Annotated in this window: 17 protein-coding genes and 1 pseudogene; 7 read left to right on the top strand and 11 right to left on the bottom strand. The window is 70.3% G+C overall.

The window, feature by feature from the left end; all coding sequences use genetic code 11:
- The 4 genes and pseudogenes from ABZ297_RS42600 to ABZ297_RS42585 form a co-directional block, all read right to left on the bottom strand.
- Positions 1–339 (bottom strand): annotated as a pseudogene (locus ABZ297_RS42600) (hypothetical protein); the annotation flags it as partial.
- Positions 324–1,256, bottom strand: coding sequence for a methionyl-tRNA formyltransferase (locus ABZ297_RS42595; protein WP_355358832.1), 933 nt, complete (start codon positions 1,254–1,256; stop codon positions 324–326). The gene ABZ297_RS42595 and the pseudogene ABZ297_RS42600, both read right to left, overlap by 16 nt.
- The gene (locus ABZ297_RS42590) at positions 1,253–1,918 is read right to left on the bottom strand and encodes a PIG-L family deacetylase (protein ID WP_355358829.1); all 666 of its coding nucleotides are present in this window, start codon (positions 1,916–1,918) and stop codon (positions 1,253–1,255) included. Before ABZ297_RS42590 ends, ABZ297_RS42595 begins: the two co-directional genes overlap by 4 nt.
- 10 nt (positions 1,919–1,928) lie before the next feature.
- The gene (locus ABZ297_RS42585; RefSeq protein WP_355358826.1) at positions 1,929–2,987 is read right to left on the bottom strand and encodes an NAD-dependent epimerase/dehydratase family protein; all 1,059 of its coding nucleotides are present in this window, start codon (positions 2,985–2,987) and stop codon (positions 1,929–1,931) included.
- Between the two features lie 116 nt (positions 2,988–3,103).
- Here ABZ297_RS42585 and ABZ297_RS42580 point away from each other — a divergent pair, with 116 nt between their 5' ends.
- Positions 3,104–3,907 (top strand): SAM-dependent methyltransferase, encoded by an 804-nt coding sequence (locus ABZ297_RS42580; protein WP_355358823.1) that lies wholly within the window; start codon positions 3,104–3,106, stop codon positions 3,905–3,907.
- Positions 3,908–3,922: 15 nt separating this feature from the next.
- Here the strand turns inward: ABZ297_RS42580 and ABZ297_RS42575 are convergent, their stop codons facing one another.
- The gene (locus ABZ297_RS42575) at positions 3,923–4,111 is read right to left on the bottom strand and encodes a hypothetical protein (protein ID WP_355358820.1); all 189 of its coding nucleotides are present in this window, start codon (positions 4,109–4,111) and stop codon (positions 3,923–3,925) included.
- Between the two features lie 185 nt (positions 4,112–4,296).
- Between ABZ297_RS42575 and ABZ297_RS42570 the strand changes: the two genes are divergently transcribed.
- Positions 4,297–4,539: a YbaB/EbfC family nucleoid-associated protein gene (locus ABZ297_RS42570; protein ID WP_355358817.1), complete on the top strand. Its 243-nt coding sequence runs from the start codon at positions 4,297–4,299 to the stop codon at positions 4,537–4,539.
- A gap of 102 nt (positions 4,540–4,641) precedes the next feature.
- On the opposite strand, the gene ABZ297_RS42565 is transcribed toward ABZ297_RS42570, so the two are convergent.
- Positions 4,642–5,301 carry a sensor domain-containing protein gene (locus tag ABZ297_RS42565; protein WP_355358814.1) on the bottom strand — a complete coding sequence of 220 codons (660 nt, stop codon included), beginning with the start codon at positions 5,299–5,301 and terminating at the stop codon, positions 4,642–4,644.
- A 351-nt stretch (positions 5,302–5,652) separates the two neighbouring features.
- On the opposite strand from ABZ297_RS42565, the gene kstD reads away from it, so the two are divergent.
- Together kstD and ABZ297_RS42555 are read left to right on the top strand one after the other, a co-directional pair.
- Positions 5,653–7,458, top strand: a complete 1,806-nt coding sequence (kstD, locus tag ABZ297_RS42560) for a 3-oxosteroid 1-dehydrogenase (protein WP_355358812.1) — start codon at positions 5,653–5,655, stop codon at positions 7,456–7,458.
- A 257-nt stretch (positions 7,459–7,715) separates the two neighbouring features.
- Positions 7,716–9,542: a glycoside hydrolase family 15 protein gene (locus ABZ297_RS42555; protein WP_355358809.1), complete on the top strand. Its 1,827-nt coding sequence runs from the start codon at positions 7,716–7,718 to the stop codon at positions 9,540–9,542.
- On the opposite strand, the gene ABZ297_RS42550 is transcribed toward ABZ297_RS42555, so the two are convergent.
- Positions 9,539–10,057, bottom strand: a complete 519-nt coding sequence (locus tag ABZ297_RS42550; RefSeq protein WP_355358806.1) for a DUF4396 domain-containing protein — start codon at positions 10,055–10,057, stop codon at positions 9,539–9,541. The genes ABZ297_RS42555 and ABZ297_RS42550 overlap by 4 nt on opposite strands.
- 252 nt (positions 10,058–10,309) lie before the next feature.
- On the opposite strand from ABZ297_RS42550, the gene ABZ297_RS42545 reads away from it, so the two are divergent.
- Complete coding sequence (locus tag ABZ297_RS42545; RefSeq protein ID WP_355358803.1) at positions 10,310–10,810, top strand: hypothetical protein; 501 nt, start codon at positions 10,310–10,312, stop codon at positions 10,808–10,810.
- Positions 10,811–10,859: 49 nt separating this feature from the next.
- On the opposite strand, the gene ABZ297_RS42540 is transcribed toward ABZ297_RS42545, so the two are convergent.
- Genes ABZ297_RS42540 through ABZ297_RS42530 form a run of 3 tightly spaced genes read right to left on the bottom strand, consistent with a single transcriptional unit; the run spans position 10,860 to position 12,698 of the window.
- On the bottom strand, positions 10,860–11,636 hold the full coding sequence (locus tag ABZ297_RS42540; protein WP_355358800.1) for a MauE/DoxX family redox-associated membrane protein: 777 nt from the start codon (positions 11,634–11,636) through the stop codon (positions 10,860–10,862).
- A gap of 9 nt (positions 11,637–11,645) precedes the next feature.
- Positions 11,646–12,242, bottom strand: coding sequence for a cell wall protein (locus ABZ297_RS42535; RefSeq protein ID WP_355358797.1), 597 nt, complete (start codon positions 12,240–12,242; stop codon positions 11,646–11,648).
- A 9-nt stretch (positions 12,243–12,251) separates the two neighbouring features.
- Complete coding sequence (locus ABZ297_RS42530) at positions 12,252–12,698, bottom strand: hypothetical protein (RefSeq protein ID WP_355358794.1); 447 nt, start codon at positions 12,696–12,698, stop codon at positions 12,252–12,254.
- Positions 12,699–13,033: 335 nt separating this feature from the next.
- Between ABZ297_RS42530 and ABZ297_RS42525 the strand changes: the two genes are divergently transcribed.
- Positions 13,034–13,450, top strand: a complete 417-nt coding sequence (locus ABZ297_RS42525) for a metalloregulator ArsR/SmtB family transcription factor (protein ID WP_355358791.1) — start codon at positions 13,034–13,036, stop codon at positions 13,448–13,450.
- Positions 13,451–13,519: 69 nt separating this feature from the next.
- Entirely contained in the window at positions 13,520–14,497 is a 978-nt protein-coding gene (locus ABZ297_RS42520) for a cation diffusion facilitator family transporter (RefSeq protein ID WP_355358788.1), read from the top strand.
- Positions 14,498–14,535: 38 nt separating this feature from the next.
- Here ABZ297_RS42520 and ABZ297_RS42515 read toward each other — a convergent pair.
- Positions 14,536–14,797: vitamin K epoxide reductase family protein (locus ABZ297_RS42515; protein WP_355358785.1), on the bottom strand; the 262-nt coding region annotated here is incomplete at its 5' end.

The raw sequence follows: 14,797 nt of genomic DNA, 5'->3' as shown, positions 1-14,797 counted from the left end.
CCGCGCCCCGGCGAGCGCGCCCTGCCGGACGGCGGCGCCGTTGCGCGAGTTCCAGAAGGCGAACAGGGCGAGCGCGGCGTGCGGCATGGCGCGGGCGGCGCGCTCGGCGCGTTCGAAGAACGTGGACGAGAGCGCCATGTCATCGTGCAGCAGCAGGTGGTGCGTGGAGTCCTCGGGGACGCTGGACCAGGCGAGCAGCGAGGTGCGGAACGCTGACGGACGCCCAGTCGGGTCGGGGTCGGTGACGACGTCGAGGACGCCGCCGGCCAGCCGGGTGGCCGCCTCCCTGCGCCGGGGGTGCGCCATCACGGCCCCGGTCAGCTTCACGTGCCCAGGCATGCGCCTACCGAGAGCTCACCCGACTCCAGCAGGTCGAGGGCGTCGCGCCGGTCGCCGCCGTCCCACTGGACCTCGCGGACGACCAGCAGCCCGGAGCCGCACGCGACCAGCACGCCGGCGACGCCGGTGGACCAGACGGGGGCGAGCACGGTGCCGGGGGGCTCCTGGCCGCCGTACTCGATCAGGTCGGCGCTGTGCACGAACAGCCTGCGTCCGCCGACGGAGGTGAAGGCCCCCGGGTACGGCGCGGCCAGCGCGCGGACCCAGTCGTAGAGGTCGGCGGCCGGCCTGGACCAGTCGATCACCCCGTCCTCTGGCCGGCGCTTGTCCCACCACGAGCCGCCCGGGGGCTGCGGTCGTGCCACCACCTGCCCCGCCAGCAGCAGCGGCACGTACGTTGCGAGCAGCTCGATGTTGATCTCGGTGACCTTGCGGTACACCTCGGTGACGTCGTCGCGGCGGCTGATCGTGAACTCCCGCTGCGCGATGAGGTCTCCGGTGTCGGCGCCCTCGTCGAGGAAGAACAGGCTGACCGCGCTCGTGGTCAGTCGCTTGATGATGGTCCACGGCAGCGCGGCGCGTCCCCGGCCCTCGGGCAGGCGGGTGGGGTGCAGGCCGATCGAGCCGAGCGGGCAGAGCGAGAGCAGCGGCTCGCGGACGAGCTGCGACCACCCGGCGATCACGAACAGGTCCATCTCCTTGACCAGCTCGTACGCGGTGCCGTCGTTGATGTCGGCGGTTTCGAGCAGCGGGATGCCGTGCTTCTCGGACGCCTCCCGCAGCGGCGCGTACCCCGAGCGGTGCTGCAGCTGCGGCGGGTAGCCGATCAGCAGCGACGGGGGAGTGCCCTGCGCGGCCAGCACGTCCACGGCGGGGGCGGCGAACTCCATCCCGGTGGCGAACGCGTACGTCTTCAAAGGACCTCCCTCAGCACCCCGAACGCCTCGGCGTGCGTGACACCGATCTCCGCGCCGCGCAACGTGGCCAGCGCCGTCACCGACTCCTCGCTCCTGATGTGCGGGGAGGGCCGGTGCTGGCTCTTGTAGCCGCGCAGCGCCTCCAGCTTCCTGTCCAGGTGGGCGCTGATGTCGCAGTAGGCGGCCGAGCGCGGCATCGGCTCCGACGCCCACTGGATCTTCGACATCTCGTACATGTACACGCTCGGCACCAGCCACTTGCCGAACTGCTGCGCGATCGGCCGGGCCGCGGCGAATCCGGCCGCGAAGACCGCGCAGTGGTCCTGGTCGTAGTCGGCGAAGCTCGGCAGCAGCAGCAGGTCGGGACGCCGCTCGTTGAGCGCGCGCTCGAACAGGTCCACCAGCTCCTTGCGCGGCAGGGTGTCGAGCTGCTCGATCAGGCCCCGGTCGCCGTAGGCGATCTCGTAGCTGAAGCCGAGGGTGGCCCGCACGTCCTCGATCTCGTCCAGGCGCTGCTGGTAGGTGGTGGCGCCGTCGAGGCCGTAGTGGCGCATCCCGTCGACCGCGAGATACAGGACGTGCACCTCGGCTCCGGCCTCGACCTGTGCGGCGATCAGCCCGCCGCAGCCCAGGACCTCGTCGTCGGCGTGAGGAGAGATCACCAGCACACGGTCAAAGCGGCGCATTCACTGCCCTTCGGTCCTCGCGGGCGCGGTAGTAGTCGGCGGTGCTCAGGATCAGGTCGTCGAGCGCGATCCGCGGTTCCCAGCCGAGGCTGGTCGCGGTCCTGAGCGCCGGGATCTTGTGGAACGACTCGGCCTCGGCGTAGTGCGGGCCGTGCACGCTCCTGCCGTCGACGCCGACGATCGGGGACGGGCTGCCGAGCAGCTCCTTCACCCGCTTGGCCAGCTCCATGACGGTGATCGCGTTGGCCGGGTTGCCGACGTTGATGATGACGTCGTCGCCGTCCAGGGCCGCGTCCATGTAGCCGAGCAGGAAGCTGGTCAGGTCGCTGGCCGCGATGAACGCCCTGACCTGCTCACCGCCCGCGAACACGGTGATCGGCCGCTCCGCGAGGGCCTGCTGGACGAAGGTGGGCATGACGAACCCGCCCGCCCGTGACTGCCGCGCCCCGGCCACGTTGAACGGCCGGATGACGATGCCGCGCAGGCCGTGCCGACGGCTGTTGGAGACCATCGCCTCGGCCAGGGTCTTGGCGATCGCGTACTCGATCCGGGTGTTGTACTGCGTCGGGACGACGATGTCGTCCTTCTCGTCCAGGACGCCGCTGCGCCCGTACACCTCGGCCGAGCTGAACATGCACAGGGGCACGCCGGCGCTGATGCACGCCTCGATGACCGGCGCGGTGCTGCCGATGATGTCGTGGCCGAGCCTGCCCGCCCGCGACAGGATGCTGGCGGGGCCGACGTAGGAGGCGGCGTGGATGACGCGGTTCACACCCGCGAAGTCGCCGCCGGCCGAAAGGTAGTCCTCGACACGCTGCCGGATGACCGTGCAGCGCGGGTTCGCGTCGTAGTCCTCGCCGTCGATGACCGCGCCCGCGTTGGAGTCGATGATTCGTACGTGGTGGCCCGCTTCGAGGTAAGCGTCCACCAAATGTGAGCCGATGAAACCGAGACCGCCCGTGACGACTATTTCGTCACTTGGAGCTCCCACGGGCCTGCCTTTCCCACGAAGCCGTGATATCGGCAAACGGTCACACGGGGCCATGTAGCCCCTTTAGTGACCTATCGCGGATTAAAACAGTTTTCGTCTCTCATGTCACCCATGGCGACAACTTTTCACAGGTATGATCACCGTGATCGCCCCCGCGAGGAAGGGACCCTGTGGCCGAGAAGCCGGATCAGTGGACGAGCGCCGTCGACACGACCAGGCCCAGCATCGCCAGGTCCTACGACGTCGTCCTCAGGGGCAAGGACAACTTCGAGGTCGATCGCGCGTTCGTCGGCGAGATCGTGAAGGTCGTCCCTGAGATCTACGACGTGGCGGCGTACAACCGGCAGATCCTGGGCCGCGGCGTGCGGTTCCTGGTCGAGCAGGGCATCACCCAGTTCATCGACCTCGGTTCCGGGTTGCCGACCGTGGAGAACACGCACCAGGTCGCGCAGCGCGCGAACCCGGAGTCACGCGTCGTCTACGTCGACAACGACCCGATGGTGCTGGCCCACGGCAGGGCGCTGCTGGCGGAGAACGACCGCACCTCGGTCGTCACCTCCGACCTGCGCGACCCGGCGGCGATCCTCGCCGACCCGGCGATCAAGCAGCAGATCGACCTCGGACGTCCGGTCGGCGTGATGCTGGTCGGCATCCTGCACCACCTGCACGACGACGAGGACCCCCGGGGGATCGTCGAGGCGTACATGGCCGCGGTCCCGCCCGGCAGCTACCTGTTCATCACCCACTTCTGCGCCTCCAGCCAGGACTCGCGCGACGCCGAGAAGAAGTTCCTCGCCCTCCTCGGCACCGGCCGGTTCCGCACCGTCGAGGAGATCACCGGCTTCTTCGACGGGTTCGAGCTGGTCGAGCCGGGTGTGGTGCCGCTGCCGCTGTGGCGTCCGGAGGAGCCCGTCCCGTCGGAGCTGTCAGTCGGGCAGCGGCTCATGTACGGCGGGATCGCCCGCAAGTCGTAGGCTCCGGCGGGCACGTCAGTTGTTCAGCCCGCCGCGCCTGATCTCCGCCTCCTCCTTTCTCAGCCGCTCCTCGGCCGCCCAGTGGTGCTCGGCGTACTTCAGGTCGCTGTCCAGGATGGCGTCGTTACCCAGCTCCTTCTCCAGGTCGGCGTGCTGTTTGACGCCGTCCGCGCGGAGCTCGTTGCGGAGCGCGTCCGATGCCACGCGCTCCTCGGCCGCCGTAACCCCGGGTCCTCGTTGCGAACCCGCTCCCGTTCGGAGCTCATGACGGTGACCATAGCGGGATTATGATCACTTGTACCCCGAAAGGGTGTTAGGTGGCTTTAGATCGATTTTCCGGGTTTAGCGGTAGAGTGACCGATTTACCGTGCCGAACCCTGGAGTCTGACATGTCCCCGAATCCCCCGCCCAACGCCGACCACGAACTCGTGGAGCGGACTCTGCGAGAGGCGCAGGAGGCGATGCGGAGGCTTCAGGAGGCGCAGGAGGCCGCCCTCCGGGTCACCGGCTCGGGCGAGAGCGCGGACGGCCTGGTCAAGGCCGCCTCCGACGGACGCGGCGGCATCACGGGAATCTCCCTCAACCCGCGCGCGGAACGGGCCGCGCCCCCACGCGAACACGTGACGGGGTAGTCCCCGCACGTGGGTCGGGTAGTCCCCGGACATCGAACGGGCAGTCCCCGAACGCGGAACGGGCGGCCCCGAGGGGCCGCCCGTTCCGTGCTGGGTCGCGTCTCACACGCCGGCCGCGACCGCCGCGCCGACCCGGCGCGAGTCGTACACGGGACGGGTGAGCAGCGCCTGGGCGACGCTGGCCTTCATCAGGGCCGTGCCGCGCACGACAGGCGGCAGTGTCAGCGCGAACAGCACGCCGATCGCGGTGTTGAAGATCACGAAGGTGGCGGGGTCGTGGCCGAGGCCGAGCAGGGAGGTGAGACTACCGTCGGTGAAACCAGGGATCGCGGCGAGGATCCATCCGTAGAGGGGGAAGGTCAGCCCGGCGATCGCGCCGGCCCACCAGACGGCCGTGACCGCGAAGGAGACCACGGAGAACGGGAAGGCCACGATGGCGTAGATCAGGTCGATCCAGGACTGCCCGTTGGCCAGCGGGTTCATCATGCGGCGGAACCGGCCGGCCCCGGCCGGGGCCTGGCGGTACTCGGGGCGGGCGAGGGGCCGGCCGAGCACCTCGGAGATCGTCGCGAGCTCGGCGTCGGCGAAGTTCCGGGCCATGGCGGCGGTCGCGGCGAGGATCGGCAGGCCGACGAACGCGACCGTGCTGCCGATCCCGGCCGAGACACCGGCCACGACCATGGAGAACGACAGGACGGCCGTCGGGAAGCCGGCCATGTTGTAGCGGGTGTCGGTGGCGATGCGGTGCCGGAGGGTCGTCATACGGGAAACGCTACGGACCCGCGACCTCCCGATCGACCCGGCTCACAGGTGTGTGGGGGTAGGGCCTGCCCTACCCCCGTCGCGAGTCACTGGTAAGCCTCGGTGCCCCACTTGTCGGGGACGTCGAGAGTTCACGGGTTCTAGACGCAGCGTCCACCCGGGCCGTTGACACCGTAACCAACCAAGCGCATGCTTCATGCTGTGGCGGGGGCCAGACCGCCCCGCAGCTCTTCCGCAGCTCTTCCGTAGCGACGCACCGGCGCCAGGTGCCACCCCGGTTCTTCCTCCGACCGCCGCCCGCGGGGCCGTCCGCCCGTCGCGGCGCACGCACGTTGAAGGGATCGATGCACCATGCCCGTTTCGCCGGGACTTCCCCCGCAGCGCCCTGAAACTGCCCTGACCGCGGAGGGCCGTGCCCGCCGCGCCCTGCTGCGCGGGGCCGCCGTCGCCGGCGGGGCCCTCGTGACCGGCGCGGTGCTGGGCCGCGCTCCCGCGTACGCCGACGTCGACTACGACGTGGTGGTGGTCGGCTGCGGGGCCGCGGGGATGACCGCCGCGCTGACGGCGGCCAAGCGGGGGCTGCGGACGGTGGTGGTCGAGAAGGCGCCGACGTTCGGCGGTTCGGCGGCCAGGTCCGGCGCGGGGATCTGGATCCCGTGCAACGAGGTGATCCTCGCCGCCGGAGTGCCGGACACCCCGGCCAAGGCGGCCACCTACCTCGCCGCCGTCGTCGGCGACACCGTGCCCGCGGAGCGGCAGCAGGCCTTCCTGACGAACGGCCCGGCCATGATCTCGTTCGTGATGCGGAACAGCCCACTGCGGTTCCGCTGGATGGAGGGCTACTCCGACTACTATCCCGAACTGCCCGGCGGGATGCCGAACGGCCGCTCCATCGAGCCCGACCAGCTCGACGGCCGCGTCCTCGGCGCGGAGCTCGCCAACCTGAACCCGGCGTACATCCCCACTCCGAACGGCATGGTCGTCTTCAGCGCCGACTACAAGTGGCTGACTCTCAGCGCGGTCAACCCGAAGGGCCTGGAGGTCAGCGCCGCCTGCCTGGCGAGGGGCACCGCGGCGGCGCTCCGCGGCGAGAAGCCGCTCACCATGGGCCAGTCCCTGGCGGCCGGGCTCCGCGCCGGGCTGCTCGCGGCCGGCGTGCCGGTGTGGCTGAACACCCCGTTGGCCGACCTGCGCGTCGAAGGCGGCCGCGTCACCGGCGTGGTCGTGTCGAGAGACGGCCAGCAGGTGCTGGTCAGGGCCCGCCGCGGGGTCGTCGTCGGCTCGGGCGGGTTCGAGCACAGCGCCGCCATGCGCGCGGAGTTCCAGCGCCAGCCCATCGGCACCGCCTGGACGGTCGGCGCCAAGGAGAACACCGGCGACGGCATCGAGGCGGGCGAACGGGCCGGAGCCGCGCTCGACCTGATGGACGACGCCTGGTGGGGTCCCGCGATCCCGCTGCCCGGCGAGGCGTACTTCTGCCTGGCCGAGCGCACCCTGCCCGGCTGCATCCTGGTCAACGGCGACGGCGCCCGCTTCGTCGACGAAGGGGCGCCCTACAGCGACGTCGTGCACGTCATGTACGACCGCAACACGCTGGCCTCGCCGCACATCCCCGCCTGGCTCATCGTCGACCAGCAGTACCGCAACCGCTACCTGTTCAAGGACGTGCCCCCGCTGCTACCGCTACCGGACGCCTGGTACCGGAGCGGCGCCGTCTTCCAGGCGGCGACGCTCGAGCAACTGGCGCAGAAGATCGGTGTCCCGCCGTCGGCGCTGCGCGCCACGGTCACCCGGTTCAACGGCTTCGCGCTGACCGGCAAGGACGCCGACTTCCATCGCGGCGACAGCGTCTACGACCGCTACTACGCCGACCCGTACGTCAAGCCCAACCCCTGCCTCGCGCCCCTGTGGCTGCCGCCGTTCTATGCGTTCAAGATCGTCCCCGGCGACCTCGGCACCAAGGGCGGGATGCGCACGGACGCGCGCGCACGGGTGCTCCGGGCGGACGGCTCGGTCATCCCCGGCCTGTACGCGGCGGGCAACGCCAGCGGCGCCGTCATGGGGCACAGCTACGCCGGGGCCGGCTCGACCATCGGGCCGGCCATGACCTTCGGCTACGTGGCCGCCAACGACCTCGCCGACTCGCCCACAGCCTGAGCGTGCAGCGCGCTGAGCGGCGCCCTCCTCGTCGGGTTCGGCGCTGAGGAGCTGGAGCGCATGGCCACCTTCCTGCGGCGCTCCCGCGAGCTGTACGAGCGGCAACTGGAACGCGTCCGCGAACTGCCGACGGCCAGATGCCGGACCGGCCGCCAGTAGCGCCCGCCTGCGAAGATCTGCCTCTCCTTGACGAACGGCAGAGCCTGCCGACTGCCCGAGATGCCTATCTTGAGGGCATAGAGGGAGAGAAGGCGGAGATGACGGCTGAAGAGCTCCAGTCCGATGGCTCCCGGTACCTGCCGATCGGGGAGCACGGGCTGATCGGTGACCTGCGGACCGTCGCGCTCGTGGGCACCAACGGCACGATCGACTGGTACTGCTGCCCGCGTTTCGACGCGCCGAGCGTGTTCGGCTCGATCCTGGACGCCGACCAGGGCGGGTCGTTCGAGCTGGCCGCCGACACGCCGGCGCGGACCAAGCAGTTCTACTTCCCCGACACCAACGTGCTCATCACCCGGTTCTTCGCCGACGACGGGGTGGGCGAGGTTCAGGACTTCATGCCCGTCGGGGACGGGTCACGCGAGGCCGACCGCCACCGGCTGATCCGCCGCGTGGCGTGCGTCCGCGGCACGCTGCCGTTCCGCGTCCGGGTGGCGCCGCGCTTCGACTACGCGAGACAGCCGCACACCGTGCACACCCGAGGAGAGCAGACTCTGTTCGAGTCGCCCTCCATCTCCCTGGCCCTGACGTCCACCGTGCCGCTCGACGGTGACGGGCGGGACGTGTGGGGGCGCTTCAAGCTCCACGAAGGCGAGTACGCGGTGTTCGCCCTCGACCGGGTCGGCGACGGCCTCGCCATGCGGGGCTGCCCGATCCAGGAGGCCGAGGAGGAGTTCGCCGCCACCGTGCGGTTCTGGCGGCGCTGGCTGTCGGCGTCCAGGTACCGGGGCCGGTGGCGGGAGGTGGTGCACCGCTCCGCGCTCACGCTGAAGCTGCTCACCTACGCGCCGACCGGAGGCATCGTCGCCGCTCCCACCACCAGCCTGCCCGAGCAGATCCACGGCGGGCGCAACTGGGACTACCGCTACGTGTGGATCCGCGACGCCGCGTTCTGCGTGTACGCCCTGCTGAGGCTCGGATTCACCGAGGAGGCCGAGTGCTTCATGGCGTTCCTGTCCAAGCACGTCCCGCTGTGCAGCGACTGCCCTACCGGCCCGCTGCAGATCATGTACGGCATCGACGGGCGCAGCGAACTGCCGGAACAGGAGCTGCACCACCTGGAGGGCTACCGGGGCTCGGCGCCGGTGCGCATCGGCAATGCCGCCGTCAACCAGCTGCAACTGGACATCTACGGGGCCCTCATCGACTCCATCTACCTCTACGACAAGTGGGGGCAGCCGATCTCCAGCGACCGCTGGGACGAGCTGTGCACGCTGGTGGACTGGGTCTGCCAGAACTGGGACCAGCCCGACGAGGGAATCTGGGAGACGCGCGGCGGGCGCAAGAACTTCGTGTACTCGCGGCTGATGTGCTGGGTGGCCATCGAACGCGCCATGCGGATGGCCAGCCACCGGGGGCTGCCCGCCGACACCCCGAACTGGCGGCGGGCCCGCGACGCGATCTACCGCGAGATCATGCGGCGAGGCTGGTCGAGCACGCTGAAGGCGTTCGTCCAGCACTTCGAAGACGACGTGCTGGACGCCTCGGTGCTGATGATGCCGCTGGCCAAGTTCGTCTCGCCCACCGACCCCAAGTGGCTGTCGACCCTGGAGGCGCTCGGCAGGGAACTCGTCTCCGACTCGCTCGTCTACCGCTACGACCCCGAAGCCAGCCCCGACGGCCTGCAGGGCGTCGAGGGCACGTTCTCGATCTGCTCGTTCTGGTACGTCGAAGCGCTGGCCCGCGCCGGCCGCCTCGACGAGGCCCGCCTGGCCTTCGAGAAGATGCTCACCTACGCCAACCACCTGGGGCTGTACGCGGAGGAGATCGGGCACACCGGCGAGCAGCTCGGCAACTTCCCGCAGGCCATCACCCACCTCGCGCTCATCAGCGCGGCCTTCAACCTCGACCACGCCCTCGGCTAGTGGCCGTGGTGGTACTGGTGGATGACCGCGTGGCCCTTGCCGCGGGAGATCAGCCAGCGGTTGACCGGCGTCGTGAGCAGGAACGCCACCAGCAGCGACCCGGCCAGCGAGACCCAGAACAGCCAGTTGGTCAGCCCCGCGTCCATGGCCCCGGGCACGGTGACCATCACCACGTTGTCGAGTACCTCCATCACCGCGATGGAGACGGTGTCGGCGGCCAGGGCGACCTTCAGCGCGGCGCGGAAGTCCAGCCCGGCGCGGAGCACGCCGCGCATCGTCAACGCGTAGCCGAACACGAACGCCAGCGCCACTGACAGCACCACGGTGCCGGCGTTGTGCAGCCCGGTCGCGGTGCCGATGACCATGCCGAGCACCTCGCCGATGGCGCAGCCGGTCAGGCAGTGCAGTGTCGCCTGCGCCGCCATCGCCCACGTGGCGCGCGGAGGCGCGGCGTGTCTGTGCCCGCCCGTAGCGGACGGAGAGGGGGTGGCGTGATGGTGTCCGCCGTGGTCCATGTCAAACTCCTCGGTAGTTGCAGAGCGCGACATTACCATGGGGGGGTATATAGGCAAGCGGCCAGCTCAGACGCGCAACGGGCCGCGGCCGGGCGGATGTCCTGGCCCTCCCGCTGTTCGTGGCCTCGGGACGTCACCCGGACTGACCGGCCACCGCTGTATGGCCGGTTGCCAAACGGCCGGTTGCCAAATCTGTGCATAGTCCCGCACGTCGACCAGGTGGCTCGCAGGCCCGCGAACCACACTGGCGGCATGAACGAGCGTGACACGGCCGCGGCGCCGGAGCGGGTCGAGTACGCGGGCGCCGTGTACGGTTCGCTGCTGGCCGCCTCCGTGGTTGCGGGCACCGCGGAAGGCGGGCCGCCCTCGCCGGGGGACCTCGTGACCCTGCTGATCTGCACGGGCGTGGTGTTCTGGCTGGCCCACGTGTACGCCCGGCTCGTCAGCAGCGGCTACCCGGCGCGCCCCCTGGCCTGGGAGCACGTCCGGGTGGTCGCCCGGCGGGAGTGGCCACTGGCTCAGGCATCGTTTCCTCCGGCCGTGGTCACCGCCTTCGTCTCCTCGCTGGGCGGGTCCCCCCAGATGGCGGTCTGGGCGGCGCTGTGCGTCGCGGTCGCCAGCCAGGTCGCCTGGGCCGTCGCGGCCGCAGTGAAGACCCGCTCCTCCACGAGGGTCGTGGTCATCTCAGGGGTCGCCAACCTGCTGCTCGGGCTGGCCATCGTCGCCCTCAAGACCGCCGTCGGCAAGCACTGACTCGGGCGAGCACTGACTCGGGCGGGCGCGGGCTCGGGCGGGCGCGGGCTCAGGCGAGCGCGGGCTCCTCGACAAGGGCGACGCGGACAGCCGACGGATCGCCGCCTGTCAGCGGGACCGCGAAGACGGCCGCGCCCCCGCGTGCCGCGTAGACGACGAACCGCAGGCCGTCCTCGTCCCAGGTGTCCTGGACGTCCGAGGAGAGCCGTGCGGACGCCGAGCAGTACGCGGGGCTGAGGTAGAGCAGGCGCAGCGACACCTCCAGGGGGATGCCCTGCGGCGAGGTGACGGCGAGTGGGTCGCGCAGCCGTACGAGCAGGCTGCGCAGGGGGACCAGCCAGTGGCGGTCCAGCTCCGGGGAGAGGCCGAGCAGGGCGACGGCCTCCACCACTCCCAGTGCGGCGACAGGCCAGGTCGGCGGCTGGGGTCGCGCCCAGATCGCGGCGACGCCCATGGCGAGCAGGAGCCCCGCCCGGGTGAAGGCGCGCCAGTTCACCGGGACGGAGTGCGCGCCCAGGCAGCCGCACGACGAAGCCGGCGCCGCCAGGTGGGAGTAGGTGAGGTAGCCGAGGAATCCGGCGGAGAGCGCGGCGGCGGCCGCACCGTCCAGGGGTGAAGCGGGCGGCAGCAGCAACGCGGCGGCCACCGCCAGCTCCACCAGCGCGACGAGCCGGAGCGCGGGGACCGCGCGCGCCGAGCCGACCAGCCGGGCGAGAGCGCTCTGCCCGGCTTGCGACCTCATCCGCCGGCTGAGCAGTTTCATCAGGGCCGCCCAGACGAGGAAGAGGGCGATCACGTACGGCTGGGGCGCGGCGATCCCTTGCATGTGTCGCTCCTAGTGGGGGGAGAAGACGGTGGCGATGTCGACCTCGTTGGTGTTCGGACGCCAGGCGCCCAGGACCTGCACGTGCTGGCCCACCCGCAGCAGCGACAGGTCGGCGGACGCCGGCGCGTCGGACCTGATGGCCACGGACTTGCCGGCCACCACGTGGCACAGGACGTCCTGGCCGTTGTGGTCGAGGTGGATCTTCTCGGTGGCGATGTTCTTGATGTGGCCCTTGATGTTGACGATGTTGAGCCACACCGACTCGGCGGCGAGCACCCCGTCGGCCATCAGGACGCCGCGGGCATAGAGCCCGTCGCCGGGCTTGGCCTCGTCGAAGGAGACGGGGCCGAGCTTCCACAGGCTCGTGCCGTCGACGACCCTGATCTGGTGGAACACCATGTTCGAGCCCAGGACGAGGAGCGTGTTGTCCTTGATGGAGCGGATCCGGCCCTCGGCGAAGTTGGGGTCGGGGGCGCCGGGTTCGACGTCGGGGGCGGCGGCGCCGAAGGCCGCCTCAGGGCCGAGCGAGCCGAGCGCGGTGGCCGCGACGACGCCGGCGCCTCCTCCGAGCACGGCGGACTTGAGCAGTTGCCTTCTGCTGGTCATCGTCAGCCCCTAGGGAGTCGAGATCTCGCACGGCCGCAGGCCGGAGGACAGGCTGGCGATCTTGCTGTACGCCGCCGGGGTGAGGTCGATCAGGCGGTTGCTGGCGCAGGTCGCGCCGCAGCAGCTCCGCTCGCCGCAGAACAGGTCCGTCTGCGGGCCGCAGTCGGCGATGGCGGTGACGACGCTGCTGCCGCTGCACAGCGCCGTGATGCGGTGCTGGAAACCGCAGGTCCTGCGCGACAGCGACACCCCGCAGGTGTCGGGGTGGGTGATCGCCCAGCAGGCGTCGGACGTGTTGGGCCAGGCGTGCTGCATGCTCCCCGAGTTGCAGGTGCCGCAGGCTCCCTTGCCGGTGCTGCTGCACGGACCCCATGCCGCGCCGCAGCAGAACCAGGAGACTTCACCTTGGACGGGGCCGAGTAAGTCGACGGGGTCAGTGGGCTGGCTGCGCACCATGTGCGTCCTCCTTGGGGTGGGTTCTTCCGGGTCCCCCGATGGATGGTGCAGCGGTACTGAAGCTTTCTGACTTGATCCATGAATAACATGTAAAAAACTTTCGTCAATGCCCAATTTCTGCGCCGCAGTTCAGCGGCCCTCCGGCAGCTCGCCCGTATGGGACTGCCCGTCGTGCTCCCGTACCCGCTTCGCCGGGCGTAACGGAGTGCACCATTCCGTGCCGATCCGTCTCCTGTGCCCCGATCCCCTGGAAGATCGGCTTTTGAGCTTCTCTCCGGCCTGAGGGCCGGAACGTCTCTTGACGGGGCGCGGCGGCGGATGCGTATGGTCATCATATGAAGACTTCTTCAGATGCCCAGGTGATGTCGATCGAGAGCTGCGCCGCGAAGGCGGTCGACGCCGAGCGGGTCGCGGCGGTCTGCTCGCGGATGCCGGCCGAGACCGACCTGGTGGGCACCGCCGACATCTTCGGCCTGCTCGCCGACCCCGGCCGGTTGCGGCTGCTCCTGGCCCTGCTGGAAGGCGAGCTCTGCGTCTGCGACCTCGCCGTGGTAAGCGGGCTGAGTGAGTCGTCGACCTCGCACGCGCTGCGGCTGCTGCGGGCGCATCGGGTGGTCTCGGTGCGCAGGGCCGGGCGGATGGCGTACTACCGGCTCGCCGACGCCCACGTGCGCATGTTGCTGGACCTGGCGGTGGCGCACACCGAGCACACGCAGGCCGTCCATCCTGAGCGGGATTTGTCCGGATCTTGACGTCGGACGGCTTCGAGCGCACACTCTCATATGAATAGTTGTTCAGGCGTTGCGGGAAAGGGGGCCGTAGTGGGTGGCGGGTCTGGGCACGGCCATGGACACGGGCACGGGCACAGCGTCGGGGTGGACGCCGACAGGCGGTACCTGGTCGGGGCGCTCGGCCTGATCGTCGGCTTCATGGCGGTCGAGGTGGTCATCGGGTTCATCGCCCGGTCCCTCGCGCTGATCTCCGACGCGGGCCACATGCTGACCGACGCGATCGCGATCCTGTTCGCGCTGATCGCGATGCGCATCGCCGCCCGTCCGCCCAAGGGCGGCTTCACCTACGGCCTGAAGCGGGCCGAGATCGTCTCGGCGCAGATCAACGGCATCACCCTGCTCCTGCTGAGCGTCTACTTCGTCTACGAGGCGGTCCGGCGGCTGATCGAGCCCCCGCACGTCGAGGGCCTGTACGTGGTGGCGACCGGGCTGGCCGGCATCGCGGTCAACGTCGCCGCCACCTGGCTGCTGAGCAAGGCCAACCGTTCCAGCCTGAACGTCGAAGGCGCCTTCCAGCACGTGCTCAACGACCTGTACGCCTTCATCGCCACCACCATCGCGGGCCTGGTCATCTGGCTGACGGGGTGGTTCCAGGCGGACGCGATCGCCGCCCTGGTGGTCGCGGCCCTGATGCTCAAGGCGGGCTGGGGCCTGGTCCGCGACGCCGGACGGGTCTTCATGGAGGCCGCCCCCGTCGGCATGAACCCGGCGGAGATCGGCACCAGGGCCGCGGCTCTCGAGCACGTGGTGGAGGTGCACGATCTCCACATCTGGGAGGTGACCTCGGGGTACGCCGCGATGTCCGCGCACATCCTGGTCTCGCCCGGAGCCGACTGCCATGCCGTCCGGCTCGCCGCCGAGCGGATGCTGCACGACGAGTACGGGATCGAGCACACCACCCTCCAGGTCGACCACGCCGCCCCCGAGGTGATCGCGCTCGGACGGGACGAGGCGCACTGCGCCGACCCGCACGGCCCGGTGCACAGGAGCACGCCCACCGGCACGTAGCCCGCCGCGATCAGCCCGCCGCGATCAGAGCGCCGCGATCAGAGCAACGTGCTCCAGTACGACCAGAACCGGACGACGATCAACGTGATGATCGCCAGGAACCAGACGGTGATCACCACGCTGTGGTACTGGACGAGGCTCCGGCCGGGGAGAGGCAGGTTGCCCCGGGCCAGGTTGTGCAGCGTGACGTAGCCGAAGACGGGGATGGTCACCGTCCAGACGATCATGCAGTACGGGCAGAGCGCCCCGATGACGTAGAGGCTCTGGTAGATCAGCCAGTGCACGAACACCACCCCGGCG

This window comes from Nonomuraea sp. NPDC005983 (assembly GCF_040614375.1).
Classification (GTDB): domain Bacteria; phylum Actinomycetota; class Actinomycetes; order Streptosporangiales; family Streptosporangiaceae; genus Nonomuraea.
Note: the sequence above shows the minus strand (reverse complement) of the source record. Positions and strands in the feature narration are given on the sequence as shown.

Coding starts and splice junctions, on each gene's coding strand:
- ABZ297_RS42585 (WP_355358826.1), bottom strand. CDS start 2,987: ATGGCCCCGTGTGACCGTTTGCCGATATCACGGCTTCGTGGGAAAGGC.
- ABZ297_RS42570 (WP_355358817.1), top strand. CDS start 4,297: ATGTCCCCGAATCCCCCGCCCAACGCCGACCACGAACTCGTGGAGCGG.
- ABZ297_RS42565 (WP_355358814.1), bottom strand. CDS start 5,301: ATGACGACCCTCCGGCACCGCATCGCCACCGACACCCGCTACAACATG.
- kstD (WP_355358812.1), top strand. CDS start 5,653: ATGCCCGTTTCGCCGGGACTTCCCCCGCAGCGCCCTGAAACTGCCCTG.
- ABZ297_RS42555 (WP_355358809.1), top strand. CDS start 7,716: ATGACGGCTGAAGAGCTCCAGTCCGATGGCTCCCGGTACCTGCCGATC.
- ABZ297_RS42550 (WP_355358806.1), bottom strand. CDS start 10,057: ATGGACCACGGCGGACACCATCACGCCACCCCCTCTCCGTCCGCTACG.
- ABZ297_RS42545 (WP_355358803.1), top strand. CDS start 10,310: ATGAACGAGCGTGACACGGCCGCGGCGCCGGAGCGGGTCGAGTACGCG.
- ABZ297_RS42540 (WP_355358800.1), bottom strand. CDS start 11,636: ATGCAAGGGATCGCCGCGCCCCAGCCGTACGTGATCGCCCTCTTCCTC.
- ABZ297_RS42535 (WP_355358797.1), bottom strand. CDS start 12,242: ATGACCAGCAGAAGGCAACTGCTCAAGTCCGCCGTGCTCGGAGGAGGC.
- ABZ297_RS42530 (WP_355358794.1), bottom strand. CDS start 12,698: ATGGTGCGCAGCCAGCCCACTGACCCCGTCGACTTACTCGGCCCCGTC.
- ABZ297_RS42525 (WP_355358791.1), top strand. CDS start 13,034: ATGAAGACTTCTTCAGATGCCCAGGTGATGTCGATCGAGAGCTGCGCC.